Source organism: Pseudomonas sp. UBA5666, assembly GCF_002420785.1.
Classification (GTDB): Bacteria; Pseudomonadota; Gammaproteobacteria; order Pseudomonadales; family Pseudomonadaceae; genus Aquipseudomonas; species Aquipseudomonas fulva.
In genome coordinates, this window is sequence record NZ_DIIQ01000035.1 from 40,916 (window position 1) to 61,503 (window position 20,588).

Here is a 20,588-nt window from a genome sequence, read left to right on the forward strand (position 1 = left end):
GCGCTAGGTCAGCGCCCCGCTTGGCGGGTCAAGGGGTGGCAGTGCCGCTGATGACTGCTGCGAACGGTACCTGCTTGCGGTCGAATACTCGCTCCCAGTTCGCGGCGCTGGCGTACTGGGTGGCATTCGGGCTCAGGTTCAGGTTGTTGCTGCCCTTCCAGCTGAAACCGGCAGGCTGCAGGATGAAGGTCTTGCGCTCCCACAGAACCTCGGCGCCACCACCGTTACCGCCGTCAGGCTTGCGTTGCATCTCGACGGGGGTGTGAGGGGTGCCTTCGCCGTAGCCGAATGCGCCTTGACCGAAGAAGACCGACAGGAACTGGCCGGACGCGTAGGTCAGGCTGTCGTCCATGAATACCGGCTTGCCGAGGTATGTAGCCAGGATGATCTTGCCAGTGGAGTCGCGCAGGTACTCGATCAGGTCCTGCTTGACCATCTGGTTCATGACGACCGAGTGCACGCCGATCGCGCCGAACATATCGGCCGCGTCGCCTGCGGTGAAGGCTGCATCCTGGAACGCGGAGGCGCTGATGCTGGCACCAGCGTCCTTGACCATGTCACCACCGTTGTTGGCGATGTTCGAGGCGATGATGCCTCGTGCAGCACCGAGCAGGTAGCGCTGCCACTGACGGGTCCAGTACGTGCCGAAGCGGTTGCGGATGTGCTGCATCGGCTCGCTATTGGCCAGTTCGGCCGTGAGGTCAGCGACACCGTAGCCCTTGTTGAGGTACAGCGTGCGCGCGCGCATGCTGCCTTGCTCGGCCTTGCCGACCTCGCCCAGGTCATCCGGGTTGTCGTTCGAGATGTTCGGCGCCTCGTCGGCATCGAGGTCCTGCCAGTAGCTGATCTCGGAGGTGCCTTGGCCGTTGTTGGCGATGTTGTCCAGCGTCGGCGAGCGGGTCACGATGCCCGATTCGAAGACGGCGGTTTTTTCGGGGGTGTTCACCGGCGCCAGCGCGCCGTAGTAATCGCGGACGAAGATGTCCGACAGCTGGGTCGTGGCCATGGATTAGGTTCCTTGGGTGGCTTGGAGTTTTTTGAACGCATCGGGGTTGTCCCTGGCCAGCGCGGCGCGCTCGGCTTCGGTGTACTCGCCCCATTTCTTCGTGGCCTTGCCACCGTTGTCGCCGGTCTGTCCGGCACCCTGAGCCCTTGGCCACAGGTGGGTAGCGGTTTCGCGCAGCGATTCCGCCCATTCGAGGGGAGACAGCGGGGTCTTGCCGTCCTTCCCGTACACGACTTCGCCGGCACGGTCGGTGGCAACGGGCTCGCCGTCTTCGCTCAATTTGAAGGTGCCGCGGGCGCGGAGGATGATGTCCTCGGCAGCCTCGGGCAGCGCGCCAGCCTTGATGGCGGCAGCGCGGATGGAGTCAGCCAGTACCTTGTCGCTGTACTTGGCAGCAAAGGCCTCGGCCTTGTCGGCACGCTCGTTGGCAGCCTTGACCTGCTTGTCCAGATCGGTGCGCAGGCGCTCAGTGCGGCGGCTGATGACCTCGTCCAGCTTGCCCTCGGCAATCAGCTTGGTTTCTTCGTCTTGGCCGGCCTTGGCCAGCAGGCCTTTGACGGCTTCGATGTCCAGGCCTTCGAACTTGCCCTTGAGGCCGTCCAGTTCGGTCTTGATGGTCTTATTGGAGTCGATCAACTCCCGATTCTTGGACTTGAGGCCCGAGACCTCCCCGTCCAGGAATTTCTGTACCTCGCCGCCGAGCGCTGCCTTCAGCGCGGCAGTTTGGGTTTCGTCGAGGGTCAGGCCGTGGGCGGCCGGGTCGAAGTCAAAAGGCATGTGGCTATCCCCTGGGGACTGAGTAGGCCCGCCTGGCGGGCAGAAAAAGGCCCCGCAATGCGAGGCCGTAGTTCGCGCCACGAAATCGTGGCTAGTTGTTTTGTGGCGCGGGTCAGTTAAGACCGGCCCTCTCGAACGCCAACGGCTCCAGCTCCTTGAGCTGATCGAGCGTCAGTGGCTTGAAGTTCTTGTCCAACTGCAGCGAGGCGAACCGCTCCGCAGTAAGCCCGCCATCGCGGAACAGCTTTGCGCGCACCGGTCCCAGCGCAGCGTCCTGGAACGCCGGTGGCTGCGTTTTCAGCCACTGGTAGTAGCTGAGGCTGGCGGAGACCTGCGCGCCCCCAGATGCGCCCACAGACGCGCGCGTGGCGCCCTTCGCGAACGCTGCTGACAGCTTGGTGATGGGCGTGATGGTCGTGCGGCAGTTGATGTGGAACGGCGGCACCGGCCCCTTCCCTATCTCGAACTCACGCCCGTCCAGGCTCTTGCACTGCTGGCTGGTCTTCCGGTCGAGGGTGGCCACGATGCGGTAGCCCGGAACGAGTTCGGCGTTAGCGGCGAGCGTCTCCATGCGTGCCGTCGCGGACACGTGCTGCACGGCGGTGTGCACAACCGACCTGGCGTTGCGGTTACTGACCGCCAGCACGCCATCGGTGAAGTTCTGTGCGGCCGTGCCGCGTATAGCTTGGGTGATCTGCGCATTCGTCTGGCCCTGCACCACGCCGAGCCGTATGGCGTTGGTGACCCGGGTCGACTCGTTTCGCGTCCAGCCCTTGAGGAAGGGCTTGAGCAGGGTGCCGCCGTCGATGCCTGCCACCTGCAGCGGCTGGGTGTTGATCGCCGCCCGAATGAGCGAGTCCGTCGGCATGATGGCGTCAATGAGCAGCGCCTTGGACAAGCTGCGGCTCTCGAAGGCGGCCAAGTAGAGCGCGATGTCCACCAAGTCTGCCTGCATGCGATCGCCAAACGCTTGGTAGATGCCCAGCAGCTTGCCGCCAACTCGACCCAGGAACTCCTCAAGCCGGGTTCGGCTGTAGGTCGTGAGCTCCTTACGGGTCAGCTGGTCCCGCACTTGGGTATCCACCTGGCGCAGGACCGTCTCGAACTTCTTGGCCTCACCCGCTTTAAGCCGCTCCAGCAGCACCGCGTGCCGACTGACCTGCTCCAGCAGCATCTCGTCCGCCGTTTGCGTCGGTTTCGTCGCCATCGTCTTTGTCCAGATTGATGCCGGCCGACTCACGCTCGTCGCTGATCAGCCCGGCCTCTTCGTCGTAGGCCCGCTCGGGCAGCTTGCCGGTGGTGAGGTACTGCCAGTAGGTCTCGGCGCTGATCGTGCCGGCCATGACGCTCTTCTGCAGCTCAGCCAGCACCTGGGCGTTGACCTCAGGTATGACGAACTCCGGCTTGACCGTGAAGACCACGTCGTCCGGGTTGTAGCCAGTCCACTCGGCGGCGTACCGCAAGGCCTGCTCAATGGCTGCCGCTGCGGTGATGACGATGCTGTGCAGCGTGGCATGCTGGTCGTTCTGGCGCGTCTTGCGTGCCTCTCCCGACTCGGTACCGGACACGTCCATGACCTTGGCGCCAGCCTCTAGGGCTGCGCTCTTCTGGTCAGACATGGCCGTTCGGACAGCCTCAACACCTGCCCCTTGGAACTCCAGATAGCCGCACTGACCCTTGGGTCCGAGATCCCAGGCTGCAGACGGCCCGGTCACGCTCAGCTCGACGCTCTCGTCCAGGCCCGACACCCACGGCTGCGGGTGGCTGGTCTGGTGCAGCGCGGTGAAGTAGTCGGCGCTGAGCTGGTAGGACTTCAGCGCGGCCCTGGCCATCGTCAGCAGCGGGATCTCGTCCACGTCCGGTGAATTGTCGGTCGATCCGCAGTAGATGACCGGGATGTACTCGAGGCCGCGCACCAATTGGTTGCCGGCACCAACAGTGCCAAGGGGGCGCTCATCATCGATGAGCTCGCCTGCTTCGTTGCGCACAGCCGTGTAGCAGACTTGACCCTGCATGAAGAACTCACGGTAAACCGTCTGGCACTCATGGCTGTAGCGGTCCTCCGCCTTCTTGCGGAACTCGCGGAATACGGCCAGCACCAGATCCTGGCGCCCGCCTTGATCGGCGGTATCCCAGTTAATGCCGTTCCGAGCAGCGTAGGTTGCAAAGTAAGGCTGGCCCTGGTCGTCCACGTTGACCACAAGCGGCACACGCCCGTGGGAGATGGTCTGCCGAACGATGCGCAGGAAGAGTTGAGTCAGGCCGAACCCGTCAGCGGTGGCGTTCTCTTCCACGCCCTTGAGTCCGCTGGGCAGCTTCACCTCAGGAATGAGCCGGGAGACCAGACCCATCATCGAGCGCAGCGAATCGCGCACCCAGTGTTCGTACTGTGCCCGCGCCGTGTAATTTTGATAGAGATAGGCATTGCCCTGGCCATCCAGCTTTTCAGCCTCGACCATGCCGCTGGGCTTGGGCAGGTTACGTGGACTGCCCTTGATGGCGCACTCGCCTTCCAGAGCATCGTCCATCATCCGCCACTCTTCGATGTGAGCGTCGTACTCTGGGTTGGTGGATTGAACAGGCATTACGCCAAACCTCCGATGCGGCGACTGCCGCCTGTGCGTTTACGTCGCGCCATGGCAACGGCGAAATAGCGAAATCCGTCTGCCGGGTGGGATGACCAGTCATGCAGGGGCTTGTCTTTCCAGCAACCACGCTTGTCGTCCCACTCCTTGCGGTAGCTCTCCAGGGCGGTGATGCCCTCTTCGCACTTAGATTGGTCGAAGGCGCAATTCGCCAGAACTTCGCGCACTTGCTCGATACCCTCGTCAACTCCCAGCTTCGGGACGACCTTGAATGTCAGGCTGTACTTCTGGCCGTCGATCTCGTAGCCCTCACGCGCGAGTTCTCGTCGAGTCTTGCCATCGCTACCAAATTCCCTGTTGTCGATGTCGTGCGGCCCCCAGTGCTCGCCGTAGGCGTAGCCTCTATCCTTGAGCACCTTCATGTAGTGCCGCAGGCCTTCGCCGCTATTCTGGTAGAAGTCGATAACGTGGAATTCTTCGCCCACGATCCGCACGAACCAGATCGCAGTCGAGTCGCCCACGCCAATGTCCCAGAAGGTATGCACCGGCAGGTGGCTGTTGTCAGGCAGCGTGCCGATGCGCTGGGCGGCGTAGAGCTTGGTGAACTGCTTGGCGTAGTACGCGCCTTCGATCGTCTGCTGGAATGCTTCGGCAGGGATCGAAGGGTACTCGCGCTTCATGTCGTCGCCGAGGGTCTTTTCCTTGGCGCTGTACCAAGCGCGCTGGCCTGGGTTGGTGGCGATGCCGTGCTTGACGTTCAGGTCGTCGAAATACTTGGTTAGGCGGTCGGGGATGACTACGCCGGTCGGGTCCAGCCAGTACAGCGGGTTGCGCCACCAGCTGAAGAAGAAGAATTTCCAGTCGAGCAGGCCCAGAGGCACACCGGCCAGCTGCTGCTTCTCGGCAGACTGGCTGTAGTCGAAGAAGTAGCCCGCCCTGCCTTCTGCCGTAGATTCGATGGTAACGAAGCACTCAGCGGCAACAGCCTCGAACGCACCGGTGACGATCTCCCGCGCCTTGTGCGGGAACTTGGCGCAGATCTTCCCGAACTCGGAAACGTGCAGGTAACGCAGCGTGCCGCCCCGGAAGGATGTCGACACGTAGAGTGAACCGCCCTTGCTGAACACCAGCTCGCCCGCAGCGTCATTGCGCGCGGGGTTGGCCGCCCGTATCTCCTTGGGAAGGTGGTCATACGCATACTTGATCTTCTCGCGGAACAGGCGCTTGGCGTCATTCAGGGTGTGCGCGATCAGGGCGCACTTGGCAGCCTCGAACAGCGCGCCGTCGAGTTGGACGATGCAGACCAGGGTGGTGAACCCCAGCTGCCGCGCCTTGAGGATGATGTTGCGGGTGTGCATCCCCTGGAAGTAGCCGATCTGCTCCTGCGTCATGCGGAAGCGGACCTTCTTGCCCTGCTTGTCCGTAATGAAGTACAGGTTGTTCAGGCGCCAGAATCGATCCCGCAGCAGCTTCATGTGCTCGGGCTTCATGGGTCAGGCTTCCTTCGATAGTTCATCCATCAGTTGCGAGAGCTCGTCGGCGTCTTTCGACTGCTCCTTGTCGTCCAGGCCGAATGCAGTACGCTCGAGCACTTGCAGGTTCTTCATGGCAGAGGATAGTTGGAAAAGAGTCTTGGCATTACTGGGCAATGCCACGGCGGCGAGCATCGAGCTACGGCGGAAGCCGCTCTCATCATCGGCGGTCTCGCGCTCGATTTCGTCTTCGATGTCCTCACGCCGTTTGATGGTGGTGAGCAAGTCATCCATCAGAAGGTTCGCAAGGTTCGCGGCTTTGCGAATGTCGCGGCGGTGGCTGCGAACAACCGTCGCGCCCTCTTCTGCCGCCTCTTCGATGATCTCGGCGTCGTGCTCGGGGTTCGCGCATTGGCCTTCGCGAACCTCGCCGCGAACCAGCTTGTTGCGAACCTCTTTGCGGACTTGCTCGGAAAGGTCCCGCTCCCAGCCCAAGGCCTTGGCCTTCTTCCTGATCGCGGTGTCGCTTACCCCGTTACGGTCAGCGATGGTGCGGATGGAAAGCGCCCCGGCCCGGAAGGCTCGTTCGATCGCCTCCCAGTCGGGTTGCTTACTTGTCATTATCTGAACTCGTAACCTCAGCGGGCTCCAATAGCGTAAAGAATGGACAACATGATTTTGTAGGCCGTTGTGTCCTCTCCAAAACCCTGCTGATGAACGCTCAACGCGCTCTCACCGGAGCTACCAAGCAGGTACATCCCATCTTTAGTGAAGCGTATGGTGGATACAAAACTCGACCGCTCTTCACCATGAACGTCCACAGTTTTCTTGCGGATATCCCAAAACCCCAGAAGCTGATTACCCTCAATACCAAGTTTGAGGTCGGCCCATGCATCACCGAATGGGGAGCCTATTGCTACTGAAGTCCCATCATCGCTGACCGAGAAAATTACTCCCCATCGCTGACTGACTGACTGCGCTGCGCATACTTTACTCAGCCTGGCGATCAGCTTGGATGCATATTTGGCGATGTCCTGACGATCCTCTACCAAATATGTAAGCAAATGCTCGCGGTCCGTGTCGCCGTAAATATCGATTAACTCCATGTATCATCCCTCCGATGTGTCGAAGGGTCAGTATGCCATCACGGACCAGGGTCTAGCAGCACGTCGATCAGCTTCTGCTCAGCGAGACGAAACATTGCCAAGGACCGCAGGTCGTCTGCCACCGGACCGAAGGCGAACAATTCAACCTGGCCAGATGAGTCGCGCATAGCCATGACGCCGATGCTGCAAACGGGTAGCTCTCCGCTATCCAACTGATCGGCGATCTTCCGCAGCGTTTTGGCAGCATCCCGCCAGTTCTCGCGCTGGAACTCGACCACCTTCATTCGATCACCATTTTGTGCGTCTCGGCATGGGCGTGACCATGCAGCAGGCCAACCAGCAGGCCCTGCGGAAGCCCCGCATCCTTCGCAGCCTCGATGGCTTTCGCCAAGGCAGCGTCAAGATCTGCTACCGCAGCAGCGATGTCCTGGCTCACCGGCAGCGCGTGTCGGATTCGAGTCACGTTGCTCATGGATACTCCCGCGCCACGAAACGGCGCATGTCGATTTTGTGGCGCGGATCAGCTCGACCGCTTGCAAACGTCGCAGTCCAAGCGCCGGCAGATCCAGCGCTTAACCCGTGGCCAGTAGGTGATGACGAACATGTGACGGATACCGGCCAAGGCCAAGGCGACGTGCATCGTGACACCGGCAGTGTTCGGGGTGAAAAACATACGATCCGACCTGGCCAGGATGGCGTAGCCGCTCAGGGCGATGATCGAGTAGAGGATCTTGCCGATGACCCCATCTCGCACTTTCCCGCTCAGAACTGCCCAGGATGCCCATAGGGCGATCACGCCGGCAGCCAGGGCATTGACGTATTCGAGAATCATCCGTTTGGCCCTCCGAACTTGGACCTGATGACAGACCAGAGATCAGCGGCCTTGATGGCACGGGTGACGGCGGCAATGAGCGAGCCGCCGAAGGTGCCCAGCAGGAACCCTACACCCGCAACACTGCGCGGTTCGACGATGCCAAAGTACGCGCTGACCATCCCCGTAAGGTAGTGGGCACAAGCCATACCAGTGAGCAGGAAAAGAATCCAGGCCTTGCGGTCTGTGAGGTCGTCTTTGTGCCAGCGGGTGGCAACCAAGGCCCCCAATAAGCCCGCTATTGCCCAGTCGAGTTTGTCGAGCAGGCGGTGAAAAAACTCCATGCTCAACCTCTCAATGCGAATGAAGTGAAGGCCAGACAGGTAGCCGTCGGCGACGTTGAGTTGCCGCACCGCTCAGCCAAGCTATGCCTGGGCCGAGGTCGGTTGGGTCCATTTTTTCTCCAAACTATGACGTAGAGCGCATAGATAGTCAGCATCGGGCGATTGCCCTTGCCTTACCTTCACCTAAGCGCTAAAAGAATCGATGGCCGGGCTGGCCTCTAACCGGATCTGGGAAATGCTCAACCAATCGCTATTCCTCATTGAATATCGGCTTCATGGTGAAGCGCGCAGCTTTATCATCCGTTCAGAAAAAATGGATAACGCGGAAGCCTGGCATTGGGCCGCCTGTGATGGAGGCGTGAGCGTAATCCCAAAGTTCAGGGCGGCGGACTTAAAAAAAATCTCGCGGCCGTTGGCTGAGCGCTATGGCATTACCGATGTTCATTGGAAAAAATCGGGCATCGCATGAAATATAAAATCGACTACAACCTTAAAGGACGTGCCCGATTTTGGGTTTGCGATTCGCCGACGTCATTGCGCCAGAGTGACGCTCTTGCTGTACTTCTGCGGCTGCATGCTCATAGAGATCCCGTGACGGCAATGCGCGTGCCGCTCCCTGTCGCTCAGGAAGAACTGGCCATGGCGGTTGCAGATTTGGGCATTTCCGATGTGCGCATAACACTCTATGCCTAAAACCCGTAACGTCCGCGCATGGCGGACGAAACGAGATCGACCAATCAAATCCGGTGGCTATAGAAAAGCGAGTACGATTCAATGCCGTCGTTCGGTTGTTTGATGCCAGCGTTGGAGTAGTGAATTGCCCGGATACCGACCTTTTGCGTTTCGCCAATCTTCAGGCCTGCGCCAATGCGGTCTTCGAAGTTGAAAGCCGAGCCGAAATCCTGATCCCCTGCGGACGTACCGGAGAACACTGCGAGCCCAATGCCCGCTTCGATGAACGGCTTCACTTCACCGCTACCAAATTCATAAACGAATACAGGTGCAAAGGACAACGAGTGGGCCCCGCCAGAAGCATCTCCTGCTTCCCAATAGGTGTAGCCAGCATCCCAGTAGCCGGTTAACCGACCGGTGCTAGTTTCAAACCAGCTCTTGTCCCAGTCAAAGCCTACAGCTGCGCGAGCGGTCAAACCGCCCTGACTAGTCGCACCGATTGCGCCAGACAGGTCAGCAGCCTGTGTACCGGTGGCCAAAAGGGACAACACCGCAGCAGCGATGATTTTTTTCATGATCACGGAATCCTGATGGGTTTTTCTTAGCAAGCTATCAGAATCAGAATGCCATCAATTCGTTCCATGTGTCCTGAAAAAAATGGAGTTCAGCAAAATCGGTAATGGTCGGGACTCTTGAGGGCCTCTCGGGGCAATAAAAAACCCGGCGCGATGGCCGGGTTCTGCTCGTCAATCCTCAACACACGCAGGAATGACAGGATGTGCTAATATTGCGACATGGCGACATGATATTGCAAGCCCTTTCTATGAAATTTTTACGCAGCCTCGCTTGCGAGAACTCCAACCGCCTCGAGCATGTGCTGAGCCTCTACCAGCGCCTCGTTCACCAGGCCTTCCAGCGACCCGCGAATGGACTTGTTCCAGCGCTGATAGGTGCGCTCCGTTAGCCCCTGCTCATCCCAGGTGGTCATGTCGTAGTTCGAGGCTGCCAGCACTATCATTTCACCCGGGCGCTGCTCGGCAACCACCTGGGCTTGAGCGTTGGCCCGCTGCACATTGCGCTGGGCGGCCTGGTTGCGCCACTCCAGCTTGCAGCGATCTTTGCAGCCACAATCGTCTTTGCACTCCAGCGGCTTTGCGGGCTTGATCTGGGCGGCTACCCGCTGCACGCCTTTGCGCTGCTCCGGTACCGCCCAAACAAGAACGGCTTGCTGCGTGAATCGCTTTGGTGCTGGTGTGGGCACCACCGGTACCAATCTGCCGATCGCATCCAATTTGCGCCCCTTGTGCGTGCTGTACTTGGCCAGCAGTGCGTGCCAGTGCTTTGGCGAGAGCTGGGCGTGCAGGAGCTTGTGCACGATGCAGTCCGCCAGCAGCGCCGCGTCCTTGCCGGTAATCTCCCCTTTCAACTTGCTGGACTGCACCTTCGGCTCGTAGTCGCAGCCGCCGGCGCTTTTGATGGTTTCGGCCGCCAGTGCACGCACTACTGCGGATACCACGTTCTGATATTTCATGCTGCGGCCCTCTTCAGGTCACGGAGTTTCTGGCGATAAAGGACCTTGATGGCCTGTAGGTCTTCAATGGTGTAGCGGCGCGGGGCTTGGTCGGCCTCCAGCGCTTCGACTGCGGCCAGGCCAATGCGATGGATCAGCCCCAAGCGGTACTCGGCCACGTTTCCGGACAGGTAGCGGTTGTCGTGCTTGCTTTGTGCGTGGCAGTTGTTTTCGTCGAAGCGCAGGTGCGGGGCGGCGCCTGTGCTGCGATAGTGCCCGGCATCAACGGCGTTTCCGTTCCAGTCCAAAGGCCGGCCGCTGGAGATGCACGCATACCCCGCCAAACGGTCCCGCTCGCGGATGTAGGCATTGAACGAGGCCTGGGCCTCCCGTAGGTGCTCCCCCTTCGTCTTGAGCTTCTCCCGGCGCTCCTGGAGGTCCTGGCGCTTTTGCTTGGTGATGGCCTTGGCCGCGACCTTCTGGAGCTTCGGGTCTTTGGCCATGGCCAAAGCGCAGGCCGGGCTGCATACCTTCTGCGTCGATAGCATGGGCTTGAAGCGCTGGCCGCAGCCTGGGGCCTTGCACTTCTTCGGCTTGATCTCGGCTACGCGCATGACTCGGCCTCCGATGAGTAGATAATCCCTGCTGCAACTGCCTTGGCGACAAGTTCCGTGCGGTTGGATGCCTTCAGGTGCAGGCGGGCATCAGCCATCCTGCTAGTTACCGTGCCCGGCGAAATGCCGAGCTCGCGAGCGATCTGCTTACCACTCTTCCCTGATGCAGCGAGAACCACACACTGCACACCACGCCGAGTTAGGCCATGGCCATACAGCCCCCGCCAGCCCGGCGCCGCGAAAACGCCTTGGTCCTTGTTCCGCTTGAGGTTTGCTTCCTGGCTCTTCATGCCGCCACCTCGCCCACCAAGTCGCCGAAGAAGACACCCTTGGGCGTGAACTCGGCCAGGATGCGGTCGGTGTAGGCCACGCCCTGGGCGCGGTTGAACAGGCTGGTCACCGGGAAACCGTCCGGGCCGAAGAGCTTGCACTCGCCCATCATCGCCAGCTTCTCCTCGTACGGTAGGTGGCGCATGACCCGGTACCACGCCTGCTGGAACTCGGCGTCTTCGTTCAACAGGATCTGCACGCCGATGTGCAGCTTGCAGTAGCGCCGGGCGTCCGCCGCGTCGCCGATCTGGGTCATCTCAGCGATGCGCTTGTAGAAGGCGAACCACAGCGCGTTCTGGTCCAGGGTGCGATCCTTGCCTGGGCGCAGGCTGACCACCACAAACTTCTTGTCGCGGAACATGTTGGTAAGCTTGCTGATGGCCTCGGAGAGCTTGGTAGTGCTGTTGACGCTGATTCGGTCAGCCATGACTAGTCCCCTTGCCCGATGCTTTAAGAGCAAACGAGGTCATTTTCGGGCAAGGCAGCCCACCCAGCCCGTAATGGTGCTCACCGCATGCAAGGCAGCGCGTATCTGGGCCGGCCAAAGGGGCGCCCCTGAATGGAGACAAATCGGAAACTCGCTTACGCAGCGCCTCGTTCTCGGCCTTGAGCTGGTCGCGCTGACGGATCTGCGCCTCGCGCTCGGCAAGGAATGCGGTGCTCCAGGTTCCAAGTCGCTCGATCTCCGCGATCAGGGCCAGGACACCATCTGCCAGAACATGGTGATTCTCGTCTGCGCAGAAGCGTCTATCGGTCTTCACGCGATCTGCCAGGGCCTTGATTTCTTGCTTGTCGACGCTCATCCCACCACCTCACACTCAGGCCAGATCAACTGCGCCTCACGCAGCGCGCCAGCGCGATCCAGGCTCTGCTCCATCAGCACCATCTGGAAGGCCTTGGGGCCGACGATTACGGTCCATACGCGCTTCATGGGGTCACCTTCAGGCCTTGGGCCTCGATCGCAGAACGCAGCGATTCGCGCATGTCACGCTCCATGCTGGCCGGGTAGTCCTCGAATTTCGGCAGCTCCACCACCACGGCCTCGCGGGAGGCCTGCCAGGCCCACCATGCAGCCTGCTCAAACGGATCGACGTAGTCGCCGTTGTTCTTGTTCCGGCGCAGACTTGGCTTGGCGAAGCCGTCCTCGGCTGCCTGCTTGGCCAGCGCCACCTCGAAGGCATCGCGCATCTTGTTGGTGTCCATCAGTGCTTCTCCTTGCGGCAGTCGTTGCAGCCTGGCCGACAGATCCACTCAAGCTGCGAATCGCCTTCGTGGCGCTCAATACGCTCCACCGTGTCGCCGCGGCGCACGCACTTGGCGACAAACTTGGCGGTGTCCTTTTCATGCCCCTTGTCATCCCAGCAGGAGGCCGAGACTTTTCCGCAAGCCCGACGCGCGATGTACTGGTGACCCAGGAATTTGCGTTGCTCGCTCATAAGCCCTCCCCGGCCGGCTGCCCGGCGCTTGATGTTCAACTTGGCCAGCAGGTGTGCACGGCTCATGCGGCACCCCGCTGGGAAGTCCGAAATTGCTGACGATCGAGGAAGGCCTTGATCGCCTTCTCACAGATGGTTGGCTCGGGCAGGGTTGCCATACGAGCGGCATTGACCGGCGCATGCGTTTCGCGCAGGCACTGTTCCATGTCGGATCGGTCAGCCAGGCCAAGGAACAACTCTTCGAGGATGTCGCCGATAGGCCGGACGCTATCCATGATGTCGCCCTTGGCTGCCGCGCTGATTCGTGACCACATCCCATAGCCAACGTGGTCACGCACCAGGCAGTGGAGGTCATAAGGGCAAAGCCCGTTCGTCCATCCGCCCGATCCACGGACAAGCATCGCGCAGTTCATCAGCCCCTCACGGTCGGATTCGGGCCGCCCCACCAGGAACATGACTTCTCGACCGGTACGAGCCATCACTGCATCGGCCTTCTGGATTTCTTCTTCGGTCGGGCTCTTGCCCTTAACTTCCAGGTAAATTCCCACGTTTGGCAGCCAGAAGTCAGGCAGGTAATACCCGTCGTCAACGCGCACCAAATCAGGCTCGTACAGGTAGAAAATGCCCGCGGCCTCCAGCACTCTTGCCCACAGCAACTCTGTGTAGGAGCGGAGGCGGTAGCCCTGGTGGTGGTAGATCGCTCTGCGCTCTCTCATCAGAAATTCACCCTCACGACGTTTTCTTGTTTGGCGCGGCTGGCCAGCGGCATAAAGCGGGAGCGGTCACCCTGGAAGGCGGTGTGCACGCAGCCGATCTCACCGTCACGGTTTTTGCGAATCAGGATTTCCCCAATCCCCTTGTCCTGGGTGTTTGGGTGGTACACCTCATCGCGATAAACGAACATCACGATGTCGGCGTCCTGCTCGATGGCGCCGGATTCGCGCAGGTCGCTCAGCACTGGGCGCTTGTCTGGGCGCGCTTCACAGCCGCGGTTGAGCTGAGACAGGACGATCACTGGGCACCCAAGCTCGCGAGCCAGCAGCTTGATCTGGCGCGACATGGCGGTGACGTCCTCGGTTCGCCCCTTGCCCTCGCCCTCCATCAGGCCCAGGTAGTCGATCACCACCAACCCAAGGCCACCCATGCGGTTCGCGTAGCGGCGCGCAATGGAGCGGATTCGAGGCATCGTCATCACCGGAACGTCAGAGACGCAAATCGGCGCGTCACGCAGCTTGAGCGTGGCGGCCGCCAACTCCACCCGGTAGTCAGCTGCACATACGCCCGTCTTGAGCGATGGCAGCGGGATACCCCCGACAGCTGCAATCAGGCGGTCCATGAGCTGGGTCTTGGTCATCTCCAGGCTCACCACCAGCACCGGCTTTTGTTGGGCGATAGCCACATCTGCGGCAACGTTCATGGCGAGCGTGGTCTTGCCCATGGCAGGGCGACCAGCAACCACGATCATCTGGCCCGGCTTAAGGCCCTGTGTGAATTTATCGAGGTCAGGAATACCTGACCCTAGGCCTTCCATCGAAACGCCGTTCTCGTAGCGATCCAGACGCTCCTGAAGCACCTCCACATGCTCGGCCATGATGTCGCCGATCATTTGGCACTCACCATCGTTGCCGGATGCGTCAAGGCCTAGCACGATTGACTGGGCCAGCGAGATTTTGTCCTCGATGTCGGCCTGCTCGTGCGCAACCTCGTTGATGCGCTCGGCGGCGGCGGCGAGCTGACGGCAAATAGCCCGGTCACGGATGATCTGGGCGTACGCCTTGGCGTTCGCCACGCTTGGGGTATTAGCCTGGATCTCACCGGCGTATGCCAGCGTCCGAGTACCACTGGGTAGCTCAGCACGGCGGTCGCTCACGGTGATCACGTCAATCGGCTTGCCGTCGGCGTGCAGCTCAAGGATCAACCGGTACAGGTCGGCATTGTCATCCCACGCAAAGGCCTCTGGCGCGAGAGCGTCGGACAGAACATCGATCAGGTGCGGCTGGCGAAGCATGGCGCCAATTACGCCGTGCTCGGCCTCAAGGCTGTGAAGTTCGTTCATTGCGCAGCCTCCGAGATCTCGCGGAACACTGCACGGCTGACCAGGGCCTCCAGCCGCGGCTGGACGTTCTGGCCTCGGAAGAATACCTGGTTGCGGTTGTTGGCCTTCTGGAAGAACCCAAGCCAGAAGCTCTGGCCGCTCTGGTGATCCGGCGACTCGTTCCAGCGCTCGGCGATCATGCTGCGCAGAACCTTGTCGCTCTTCACGGTCACGGCTGGCAGGTTCGGGCAGACCCTGTGATACAGGTCGATGATCTTGTCCACCGGCACCCCGGCCTCGCTGGCACCGTTCGGGCTGCGCTTGAACGCACGACCCAGCCAGTTGACCAGAAAGCGGCGCCAGTCCTTCTTCGGCTTGCTACCACTGGCCCAGGCTGCCGCACGCTTGATCTCCGCTTCCACGTCGATCGGTGCATAGGCCTCTGCCCATTTGGTGATCAGTGTGGTGTCGACTTCGAAGTCTTCGCCGGTGAACACAACCTGCTTGCCTTCCGACTGAGCGGGCTCCGCCCCCCGGGGGGCAGTAATCTGTTCCGAAGGAACAGTTACTAGGGGTTTTTCTTTCGTATAAAGAAGGGAGGCGTCGGAAATTGGTAGTTTCGTTACGTTGTCGGAATTACCAATTTTGGTAGTTTCGACTGATTTTGGTTGAGTCGATTGATCTTTTTTCGGCTCTTGGTACACCCATTCAGAAGGCGAGCAAATGCCGATTTCGCCACGGCTACCACCAACCCGGTACAGCACTCGACGGGCCAGCAAGCTGCTGATAGCACGCGAAACGTGCGCAGGCAGGATGTTGGTCATCTTGGCCACTTCGTCGGCAGTAATGCGGCGCTCTGTCAGGTTGTAGCCGATCACCAGGCGAGCAATCGCGTGCAGTGTCTTGAACTCAGCTGGCGACAGGTGAACCGCTGCCAGAGCGTCCATCAGCTGATTGTCCATCCGGGTAAAGCCCCCGGCTGATTTGAAGGTGAAGACGTTACTCATGGGCTGCTCCAGGGCGAGGAGCAGCCAGGAACGCGTGCAGGTGCTGCAGGCATTCACGGACGAGCTGTCGTTTAGATTGGCGCGAGTACTGGGCACGAACCTGGCGAGCGGCACTCACGGCCTGCTCGAAATGATTGCGCGCCACGAAATCGTGGTTCGCGTTTTGTGGCGCGAGGGCCACGGTATTGCTTTGGATGGTCTGGTGCATATATGATGACCTCACACAAGCGTTACGAATGCAGTTGAATTAGCCGACCTAGCCCGTCGGCTTTTTCGTATCTGCGGTTTGGGTTTTGCTGCGTTCAACGGCAGTTCCTCATGAGTCCCTCAGGGGCTTATAAGCCCTTGCGAAACGACCGAACGTTGCTTCGGCCAGGCTCTGTTCTCGTCATCCGGTCGAGAGCCTCATTGATGATTCGTGCCGCCAGTTGCTCAGGGGTTAAGCCCTTCTGCCTGGCGAGATACGCCAGATCTGAATTGCCCTTCCCGTCGAGCTGGATATCCAGCTCTTTGCTTTCTGGCACAGGGCCTCCTCGGCCACTTCAGGCCACGTCAGTGTTCGCGTTAAGCTCTTGCATCATCTGGTCGAGACCGCGCTCCAGTATTTCCCTGGCGAGCACAGCCTTTTGCGTGCGCTTGAAACGAGCCATCGCCGAAAGCAAGTCGTCGGCAGCCTCATCCAAGCGAACCTTGGTGGGCTTGTTGTGCAGGTGATCGGGGTCGAAGTACGACACGGTGGGTTCCTTTGTGGTTGAAATTCGTTAGGCCGCTTGCTGTGGGAGGCTGGGGCGAAGGTCGCGAGCTTTGATCAGTCCTCTCGTGGCGATCTCGGCTTTGATTGCTACCTCGGCAGTGCAGCCGTGAAGGCCGCGAACCCATCCGCTTACCGTTCCCTGCTTTACGCCCAGTGCGTCTGCGGTCGCCTGCTGAGAGCCGAAATGCCTGACCAGCTCGTCAAAGTGATTTTTCATAATTCTCCGCCATTTAAAGGGATGCCTTTATGCTAGAGCAAAGGAACACCTTTTTGCAAGAACAAAGGTTGACCTTTAAATTTGCCGCCATGGAACTCAAAGATCGCCTGAAGCAGGCAAGAAAAAATGCCGGGCTTACACAGGCCGAGCTAGCCGATCGTGTCGGCATCAAACAAGCCTCGGTTTCAGAGATCGAACGGGGGCTCACGCGCACAAGCGGTTACCTAGTCCAACTGGCCCAAGCCTGTGGCGTAGACCCTGTTTGGTTGTCCGAGGGTAAAGGTTCAGTGGACCGGACGCGACCTGTGGCCAATGCCACCATGCTCGGCCCGATCTCCGTCTGGGACGATGACACCCCGCTGGACGACGACGAGGTCTACGTGCCGTTCCTCAAGGAAGTTGAACTGTCCGCTGGATCGGGACGTACCATTATCGAGAAGTCGAGCAGCAGAAAGCTCCGTTTCGGCAAGCAGACCCTGCGCAACCAGGGCGTGCAGTTTGACCAGGCAGTGTGCGTAACCGTGCATGGCAACAGCATGGAGCCGGTTCTACCGGACGGCAGCACCGTTGGCGTCGACAGATCGTCGACAGCGGTGAAGGACGGGAAGATGTATGCCATCGACCACGGCGGCGAGCTGCGCGTCAAGACGCTGTACCGGATGCCGGGCGGCGGCCTGCGCTTCCGCAGCTTCAACCAGGACGAGCATCCGGACGAAGAGTACACCGCCCAGCAGCTGGCTGAGAGCGGGATCAACGTGCTGGGTAAGGTGTTCTGGTACTCAGTGCTGCTTTGAGTAAAAACTATGGCAAATCAGGAGTTGAAATTGGGTAATCCGATCAGGAAGGCAGGAAATTTCGTGGCGGCTCACGTGGATTCAGCCACGGTTGCATCTCTCAGGGAAGACAAATCGACGATTGCCATATGCTTCATCGAAGAGCAAATGCATCCTCGTGCGGACGCTACCAGGGGCGATCCTCTGGAGTTCGAAGTCATTGAATCGGTGGTTGCATCTGTCATGATGAAGCCGCAGCTGGCAAGGGCTCTGGCTAGATCCATCATGGATACCCTGGGAGAAGCTGGCCAGTGACAGCACCTGGAGACGCCGCCCCTCTCGACTCGTCGGTGGGCAAGCCTTTGGCCGTTTTCGTTATGGGAAATGCGAGCGTCGGTAGCGTCTCCCAAGTGAACGTATTCGCGCAGCCCGCATCGAGCTCATACCGACGGGTTTCAGTTGACCATGACGAATCCCACGTTCAGAGCGGCGGTCATGCTAGTATTGGCGCTGAACAATCGTATGATGATATCCAGTCAACAGAGAAGGAGGGGCCGCCAATGACAACGAACACCGGATGGTCTACCTTCCTCAAATCACCGCATTTCACAGTCATAACCACTGGCGCCGTTGTGCTTGTGGCCGGACTCGGCATGTTTACCCTTCTAGACGGAAAGATTTCATCGCTTAGACTCGAAACGAAATCGGATCTACAGCTAGCCGCCCAGAAAGCCGACAACCAGTTCTCAAGAGTGGATACTCGATTCGACAGGGTCGATAGCAAATTCGACGCGGTCATCAGTAAGATTGATGCCGATGGCAAAGAGCTGCGATCACTTCTGCAAGCATCTAAGCCATAGCTGTTCAGTTGATGATTCAGAGCCCGCATAGCGCGGGCTTTTTAATGCCCGCGCGCCGCCCTGGCGCCTGAAATCCCCTTCCTGTAGCCCGCCGCTGAGCGGGTTTTCTGTGACCTACGAAAAAATAAAGGCAAACCTGTTGACTCGAAATAAAGGCTGCCCTATATTTTGCCCATCGAGACGGTTCAGCCCCTCGACAGGCCCTCAAGCCGACCGCTCTTTAACAACCAAGACCGCCGAGCCTGCAGGCATAGCAGGCCACCATCCCCGCAGGGCTCTGGTGCGATCAGGTGTGCCGCAATAGCGCGGCATCCAAGCGGCGCGCATGCCTCGACAGATGCAGGAAGCGCGATACCGGGTGAGCGACCGGGGCCTGAGAGAGAACAGATTTCACTGGCTGGCCTTGGCGACAGGGCCAGACGGGAAATCAACCGCCCTGGAGGGCAAGACGATGCGCAAAGTACTGGTTAGCGTGCGAGCTCCCATGATGGGTGATGTGGTGCTGATGTCTGTGGCGATGATGCAGGGTTGCGACTATCGACCTTTGATCGAAACCTGGGATGGGGCGCCTTTCGTAGCTGTCGTTTTCCACTGATTCCCTGACAGCCGGAAAGACGGCCCGATGCCCTGCTCCACATCGCAGGCTGCATCGGTGATCCACATTGAACGCGAGTTGATCGCCGCGAATTGTGAGCGTGGGTAGCGTCTCGCCCTTTGGCGAGGCGTCCCGACACCCGGTTTGCCCCGGAATGTGGATCACCGATGCAGACACATCGTAAAGCGCATCACCGTGATCCTTATGAATAGTAAGGCTCACCCAAACGAACATTGTCGGCATCCCCTTCCCTTAACACACGACCGCATCGACAGGTGCCGGGCTTGGCTTTTCACGCCCAGCTTGGTCCCTGGTGCCCGGCACCTGATCAATGCGGTTGCAGAGGATTTCCAAATGGGCGAAATCGCCGACGACCACTACGCCGAGATCCGCTGGAACGCTAAAGCGGGCGGCACCTTCGGAATCATGGCTGAAAGCGCCATGAATAGAGCCGACAAGCTTGGCGTGATTGCTCACCGCCGAAACGCTTGCAAGTTCTGCGGAGCCACTGGCCTGCACTGGGCTCGCCCCACCGGTAAGTGGATGCTTGCCGACCAATATGGCAAGCCGCACACCTGCATCAAGCCACCCACCGAGTAACCCACCACCTGGAGGCGACCATGCGCGCACTTCAAGCAGCACAATGGCGGTATGACCATGCTGAGCCGGACGACGACTCGGCGCATCAGGAAGCGGCTCAGGCCTGGATCGAGAGCAAGGCCGAAGAGTTGGTAGGCGGCTGCGACGTGCTTATCCGGCAACGCTTTGGTGGCCCGGTTGGCGTCCGCCAAGACCAGTTCGTGGCCAAGGTGGCCGAGCACCTTCGCGCTCTGCAGGAGGCTGAGAAGGACGACCTCAACGCCTTGGCCCTCCTCCTGCTCCAGGCACAGGCCGGTGGCCCAGTGAAAAGCATGGTCGAGGATGTTGTCGGCCAGAGCGATCACTGCCGAGGCAAGCTGTACGAGATCGCTGAGTCGATGCTCGACCAGTACGCCGAGCAGGGTCTGCGGTACGAGGCAGACGAGGCGCGCCTATGAAAAGCCCTCACGTCCTGATCGACGAAGAGCTTGAGGCCATGGCTCACCCTGAGACGCCACTGCCCTGGCAGGCCATGGTCCTAAAGCTCCTCACTGAAATGCTGGCCGACCAGCGCCTCACCATCGAAGAGTTCAACCACTACTGCGGGCGCCTCAACAAGATCGTTGATGGGCGCAAGGAGGCTGCGTGACTACTCCCGTTTTCCCATCGCTCATTGATGAGCAGATCGCCGAACTGCCCGAGTCGATGGCCCTGCCGGATGGCAGGTTGCTGATGGTCTTCAAGGGGCCGACTTTCGCCGCAGCGATGCACGAAGCCGAGCTGGCCAGCATCGAGAACCCCCAGGCGTGGAGCTGCCGCGCCTGCTGGTGCGGTGTGTGGACGGTCGGGTATGAGGTGCGGGCATGAGCCAACGCTACTTCCACAGTAATCTTGACCTGATCAAGTTCAATGAGCGGCTGCGTCATTATCTGGGCGGTGGGTTCCGAGGCCCAATGCACAAAGAGTGCATTCTTGCTTCCATGCGCTCAATCGCGAAGAACCCGCAGTGCCACTGGTACGGCGTATCGAAGCTTCAGCCAGTTCAAAACTTCAAGCGCATCCCTAAGCCAAATCTTCCACGGTGACGCCATGACTAACTATCAGC

The 20,588-nt window shown here is 59.9% G+C and carries 38 protein-coding genes; 12 read left to right on the forward strand and 26 right to left on the reverse strand.

Translation table 11 applies throughout. From position 1 onward, the window contains the following. Window positions 1–28: 28 nt before the first annotated feature. The 11 genes from B2Y33_RS15205 to B2Y33_RS15255 all read right to left on the reverse strand — a co-directional run bounded on the left by B2Y33_RS15205 (window position 29) and on the right by B2Y33_RS15255 (window position 8,101). Window positions 29–1,006 carry a major capsid protein gene (locus tag B2Y33_RS15205; RefSeq protein WP_132578447.1) on the reverse strand — a complete coding sequence of 326 codons (978 nt, stop codon included), beginning with the start codon at window positions 1,004–1,006 and terminating at the stop codon, window positions 29–31. A gap of 3 nt (window positions 1,007–1,009) precedes the next feature. Next, window positions 1,010–1,783: a hypothetical protein gene (locus B2Y33_RS15210; RefSeq protein ID WP_132578449.1), complete on the reverse strand. Its 774-nt coding sequence runs from the start codon at window positions 1,781–1,783 to the stop codon at window positions 1,010–1,012. Window positions 1,784–1,895: 112 nt separating this feature from the next. Next, entirely contained in the window at window positions 1,896–2,990 is a 1,095-nt protein-coding gene (locus B2Y33_RS15215) for a minor capsid protein (protein ID WP_241194882.1), read from the reverse strand. Then, window positions 2,908–4,368 (reverse strand): DUF4055 domain-containing protein, encoded by a 1,461-nt coding sequence (locus B2Y33_RS15220; RefSeq protein WP_206405327.1) that lies wholly within the window; start codon window positions 4,366–4,368, stop codon window positions 2,908–2,910. Before B2Y33_RS15220 ends, B2Y33_RS15215 begins: the two co-directional genes overlap by 83 nt. Next, window positions 4,368–5,858 carry a terminase gene (locus tag B2Y33_RS15225; RefSeq protein ID WP_206405328.1) on the reverse strand — a complete coding sequence of 497 codons (1,491 nt, stop codon included), beginning with the start codon at window positions 5,856–5,858 and terminating at the stop codon, window positions 4,368–4,370. The genes B2Y33_RS15220 and B2Y33_RS15225 overlap by 1 nt, the downstream gene beginning before the upstream one ends. A gap of 3 nt (window positions 5,859–5,861) precedes the next feature. Further along, the gene (locus tag B2Y33_RS15230) at window positions 5,862–6,461 is read right to left on the reverse strand and encodes a hypothetical protein (protein ID WP_206405329.1); all 600 of its coding nucleotides are present in this window, start codon (window positions 6,459–6,461) and stop codon (window positions 5,862–5,864) included. Between the two features lie 17 nt (window positions 6,462–6,478). Then, complete coding sequence (locus B2Y33_RS15235) at window positions 6,479–6,946, reverse strand: hypothetical protein (RefSeq protein WP_206405330.1); 468 nt, start codon at window positions 6,944–6,946, stop codon at window positions 6,479–6,481. A 38-nt stretch (window positions 6,947–6,984) separates the two neighbouring features. After that, complete coding sequence (locus B2Y33_RS15240) at window positions 6,985–7,230, reverse strand: hypothetical protein (protein WP_206405331.1); 246 nt, start codon at window positions 7,228–7,230, stop codon at window positions 6,985–6,987. After that, window positions 7,227–7,418, reverse strand: a complete 192-nt coding sequence (locus tag B2Y33_RS15245; protein WP_206405332.1) for a hypothetical protein — start codon at window positions 7,416–7,418, stop codon at window positions 7,227–7,229. The genes B2Y33_RS15240 and B2Y33_RS15245 overlap by 4 nt, the downstream gene beginning before the upstream one ends. A 48-nt stretch (window positions 7,419–7,466) precedes the next feature. Further along, window positions 7,467–7,778: a hypothetical protein gene (locus B2Y33_RS15250; protein ID WP_206405333.1), complete on the reverse strand. Its 312-nt coding sequence runs from the start codon at window positions 7,776–7,778 to the stop codon at window positions 7,467–7,469. After that, entirely contained in the window at window positions 7,775–8,101 is a 327-nt protein-coding gene (locus B2Y33_RS15255) for a hypothetical protein (RefSeq protein ID WP_027916422.1), read from the reverse strand. Before B2Y33_RS15255 ends, B2Y33_RS15250 begins: the two co-directional genes overlap by 4 nt. A 235-nt stretch (window positions 8,102–8,336) precedes the next feature. Between B2Y33_RS15255 and B2Y33_RS15260 the strand changes: the two genes are divergently transcribed. Further along, window positions 8,337–8,570: a DUF6555 family protein gene (locus B2Y33_RS15260; protein ID WP_132578461.1), complete on the forward strand. Its 234-nt coding sequence runs from the start codon at window positions 8,337–8,339 to the stop codon at window positions 8,568–8,570. Continuing rightward, window positions 8,567–8,794, forward strand: coding sequence for a hypothetical protein (locus B2Y33_RS15265; protein WP_201870882.1), 228 nt, complete (start codon window positions 8,567–8,569; stop codon window positions 8,792–8,794). Before B2Y33_RS15260 ends, B2Y33_RS15265 begins: the two co-directional genes overlap by 4 nt. Before the next feature lie 44 nt (window positions 8,795–8,838). Here the strand turns inward: B2Y33_RS15265 and B2Y33_RS15270 are convergent, their stop codons facing one another. The 12 genes from B2Y33_RS15270 to B2Y33_RS15325 form a co-directional block, all read right to left on the reverse strand. Beyond that, window positions 8,839–9,348 carry an acyloxyacyl hydrolase gene (locus B2Y33_RS15270; RefSeq protein ID WP_132578465.1) on the reverse strand — a complete coding sequence of 170 codons (510 nt, stop codon included), beginning with the start codon at window positions 9,346–9,348 and terminating at the stop codon, window positions 8,839–8,841. 257 nt (window positions 9,349–9,605) lie between these two features. After that, window positions 9,606–10,304, reverse strand: coding sequence for a hypothetical protein (locus tag B2Y33_RS15275; RefSeq protein ID WP_206405334.1), 699 nt, complete (start codon window positions 10,302–10,304; stop codon window positions 9,606–9,608). After that, a complete protein-coding gene (locus tag B2Y33_RS15280; protein ID WP_206405335.1) occupies window positions 10,301–10,897 on the reverse strand; it encodes a recombination protein NinG in 597 nt (198 codons plus the stop codon). The genes B2Y33_RS15275 and B2Y33_RS15280 overlap by 4 nt, the downstream gene beginning before the upstream one ends. Further along, on the reverse strand, window positions 10,888–11,187 hold the full coding sequence (locus B2Y33_RS15285; RefSeq protein WP_140174329.1) for a response regulator transcription factor: 300 nt from the start codon (window positions 11,185–11,187) through the stop codon (window positions 10,888–10,890). The genes B2Y33_RS15280 and B2Y33_RS15285 overlap by 10 nt, the downstream gene beginning before the upstream one ends. Continuing rightward, the gene (locus B2Y33_RS15290; RefSeq protein WP_140174330.1) at window positions 11,184–11,654 is read right to left on the reverse strand and encodes a hypothetical protein; all 471 of its coding nucleotides are present in this window, start codon (window positions 11,652–11,654) and stop codon (window positions 11,184–11,186) included. Before B2Y33_RS15290 ends, B2Y33_RS15285 begins: the two co-directional genes overlap by 4 nt. Further along, complete coding sequence (locus tag B2Y33_RS15295; protein WP_206405336.1) at window positions 11,647–12,030, reverse strand: hypothetical protein; 384 nt, start codon at window positions 12,028–12,030, stop codon at window positions 11,647–11,649. The genes B2Y33_RS15290 and B2Y33_RS15295 overlap by 8 nt, the downstream gene beginning before the upstream one ends. Then, window positions 12,027–12,158 carry a hypothetical protein gene (locus B2Y33_RS15300; RefSeq protein WP_256585615.1) on the reverse strand — a complete coding sequence of 44 codons (132 nt, stop codon included), beginning with the start codon at window positions 12,156–12,158 and terminating at the stop codon, window positions 12,027–12,029. The genes B2Y33_RS15295 and B2Y33_RS15300 overlap by 4 nt, the downstream gene beginning before the upstream one ends. After that, window positions 12,155–12,430, reverse strand: a complete 276-nt coding sequence (locus tag B2Y33_RS15305; RefSeq protein ID WP_206405337.1) for a hypothetical protein — start codon at window positions 12,428–12,430, stop codon at window positions 12,155–12,157. Before B2Y33_RS15305 ends, B2Y33_RS15300 begins: the two co-directional genes overlap by 4 nt. Beyond that, window positions 12,430–12,729, reverse strand: a complete 300-nt coding sequence (locus tag B2Y33_RS15310; protein WP_206405338.1) for a hypothetical protein — start codon at window positions 12,727–12,729, stop codon at window positions 12,430–12,432. The genes B2Y33_RS15305 and B2Y33_RS15310 overlap by 1 nt, the downstream gene beginning before the upstream one ends. After that, entirely contained in the window at window positions 12,726–13,379 is a 654-nt protein-coding gene (locus B2Y33_RS15315; protein WP_096010374.1) for a hypothetical protein, read from the reverse strand. The genes B2Y33_RS15310 and B2Y33_RS15315 overlap by 4 nt, the downstream gene beginning before the upstream one ends. After that, window positions 13,379–14,719 (reverse strand): replicative DNA helicase, encoded by a 1,341-nt coding sequence (gene dnaB, locus B2Y33_RS15320; protein WP_206405339.1) that lies wholly within the window; start codon window positions 14,717–14,719, stop codon window positions 13,379–13,381. Before dnaB ends, B2Y33_RS15315 begins: the two co-directional genes overlap by 1 nt. After that, a complete protein-coding gene (locus tag B2Y33_RS15325; protein WP_206405372.1) occupies window positions 14,716–15,705 on the reverse strand; it encodes a replication protein in 990 nt (329 codons plus the stop codon). Before B2Y33_RS15325 ends, dnaB begins: the two co-directional genes overlap by 4 nt. Before the next feature lie 40 nt (window positions 15,706–15,745). On the opposite strand from B2Y33_RS15325, the gene B2Y33_RS15330 reads away from it, so the two are divergent. Next, window positions 15,746–15,919: a hypothetical protein gene (locus B2Y33_RS15330; protein ID WP_206405375.1), complete on the forward strand. Its 174-nt coding sequence runs from the start codon at window positions 15,746–15,748 to the stop codon at window positions 15,917–15,919. Between the two features lie 121 nt (window positions 15,920–16,040). Here the strand turns inward: B2Y33_RS15330 and B2Y33_RS15335 are convergent, their stop codons facing one another. Genes B2Y33_RS15335 through B2Y33_RS15345 form a run of 3 tightly spaced genes read right to left on the reverse strand, consistent with a single transcriptional unit; the run spans window position 16,041 to window position 16,676 of the window. After that, entirely contained in the window at window positions 16,041–16,229 is a 189-nt protein-coding gene (locus B2Y33_RS15335) for a hypothetical protein (protein WP_206405340.1), read from the reverse strand. 18 nt (window positions 16,230–16,247) lie between these two features. Further along, on the reverse strand, window positions 16,248–16,439 hold the full coding sequence (locus B2Y33_RS15340) for a hypothetical protein (protein ID WP_064314396.1): 192 nt from the start codon (window positions 16,437–16,439) through the stop codon (window positions 16,248–16,250). 27 nt (window positions 16,440–16,466) lie between these two features. Beyond that, complete coding sequence (locus tag B2Y33_RS15345; protein WP_206405341.1) at window positions 16,467–16,676, reverse strand: transcriptional regulator; 210 nt, start codon at window positions 16,674–16,676, stop codon at window positions 16,467–16,469. Between the two features lie 89 nt (window positions 16,677–16,765). Between B2Y33_RS15345 and B2Y33_RS15350 the strand changes: the two genes are divergently transcribed. The 9 genes from B2Y33_RS15350 (at window position 16,766) to B2Y33_RS15390 (ending at window position 20,568) form a co-directional block, all read left to right on the forward strand. Beyond that, on the forward strand, window positions 16,766–17,470 hold the full coding sequence (locus B2Y33_RS15350; RefSeq protein ID WP_206405373.1) for an XRE family transcriptional regulator: 705 nt from the start codon (window positions 16,766–16,768) through the stop codon (window positions 17,468–17,470). A 30-nt stretch (window positions 17,471–17,500) separates the two neighbouring features. Beyond that, a complete protein-coding gene (locus B2Y33_RS15355; RefSeq protein WP_206405342.1) occupies window positions 17,501–17,764 on the forward strand; it encodes a hypothetical protein in 264 nt (87 codons plus the stop codon). Between the two features lie 245 nt (window positions 17,765–18,009). Then, window positions 18,010–18,309, forward strand: a complete 300-nt coding sequence (locus B2Y33_RS15360) for a hypothetical protein (RefSeq protein WP_206405343.1) — start codon at window positions 18,010–18,012, stop codon at window positions 18,307–18,309. A 451-nt stretch (window positions 18,310–18,760) separates the two neighbouring features. Beyond that, window positions 18,761–18,904 (forward strand): hypothetical protein, encoded by a 144-nt coding sequence (locus B2Y33_RS15365; protein ID WP_206405344.1) that lies wholly within the window; start codon window positions 18,761–18,763, stop codon window positions 18,902–18,904. Between the two features lie 354 nt (window positions 18,905–19,258). Then, complete coding sequence (locus B2Y33_RS15370) at window positions 19,259–19,504, forward strand: hypothetical protein (RefSeq protein ID WP_206405345.1); 246 nt, start codon at window positions 19,259–19,261, stop codon at window positions 19,502–19,504. 20 nt (window positions 19,505–19,524) lie between these two features. After that, window positions 19,525–19,941 (forward strand): hypothetical protein, encoded by a 417-nt coding sequence (locus tag B2Y33_RS15375; protein ID WP_206405346.1) that lies wholly within the window; start codon window positions 19,525–19,527, stop codon window positions 19,939–19,941. Next, entirely contained in the window at window positions 19,938–20,132 is a 195-nt protein-coding gene (locus tag B2Y33_RS15380; RefSeq protein ID WP_206405347.1) for a hypothetical protein, read from the forward strand. The genes B2Y33_RS15375 and B2Y33_RS15380 overlap by 4 nt, the downstream gene beginning before the upstream one ends. Then, a complete protein-coding gene (locus tag B2Y33_RS15385) occupies window positions 20,129–20,350 on the forward strand; it encodes a hypothetical protein (RefSeq protein WP_206405348.1) in 222 nt (73 codons plus the stop codon). Before B2Y33_RS15380 ends, B2Y33_RS15385 begins: the two co-directional genes overlap by 4 nt. Next, window positions 20,347–20,568 (forward strand): hypothetical protein, encoded by a 222-nt coding sequence (locus tag B2Y33_RS15390; RefSeq protein ID WP_206405349.1) that lies wholly within the window; start codon window positions 20,347–20,349, stop codon window positions 20,566–20,568. The genes B2Y33_RS15385 and B2Y33_RS15390 overlap by 4 nt, the downstream gene beginning before the upstream one ends. Window positions 20,569–20,588 lie beyond the last annotated feature (20 nt).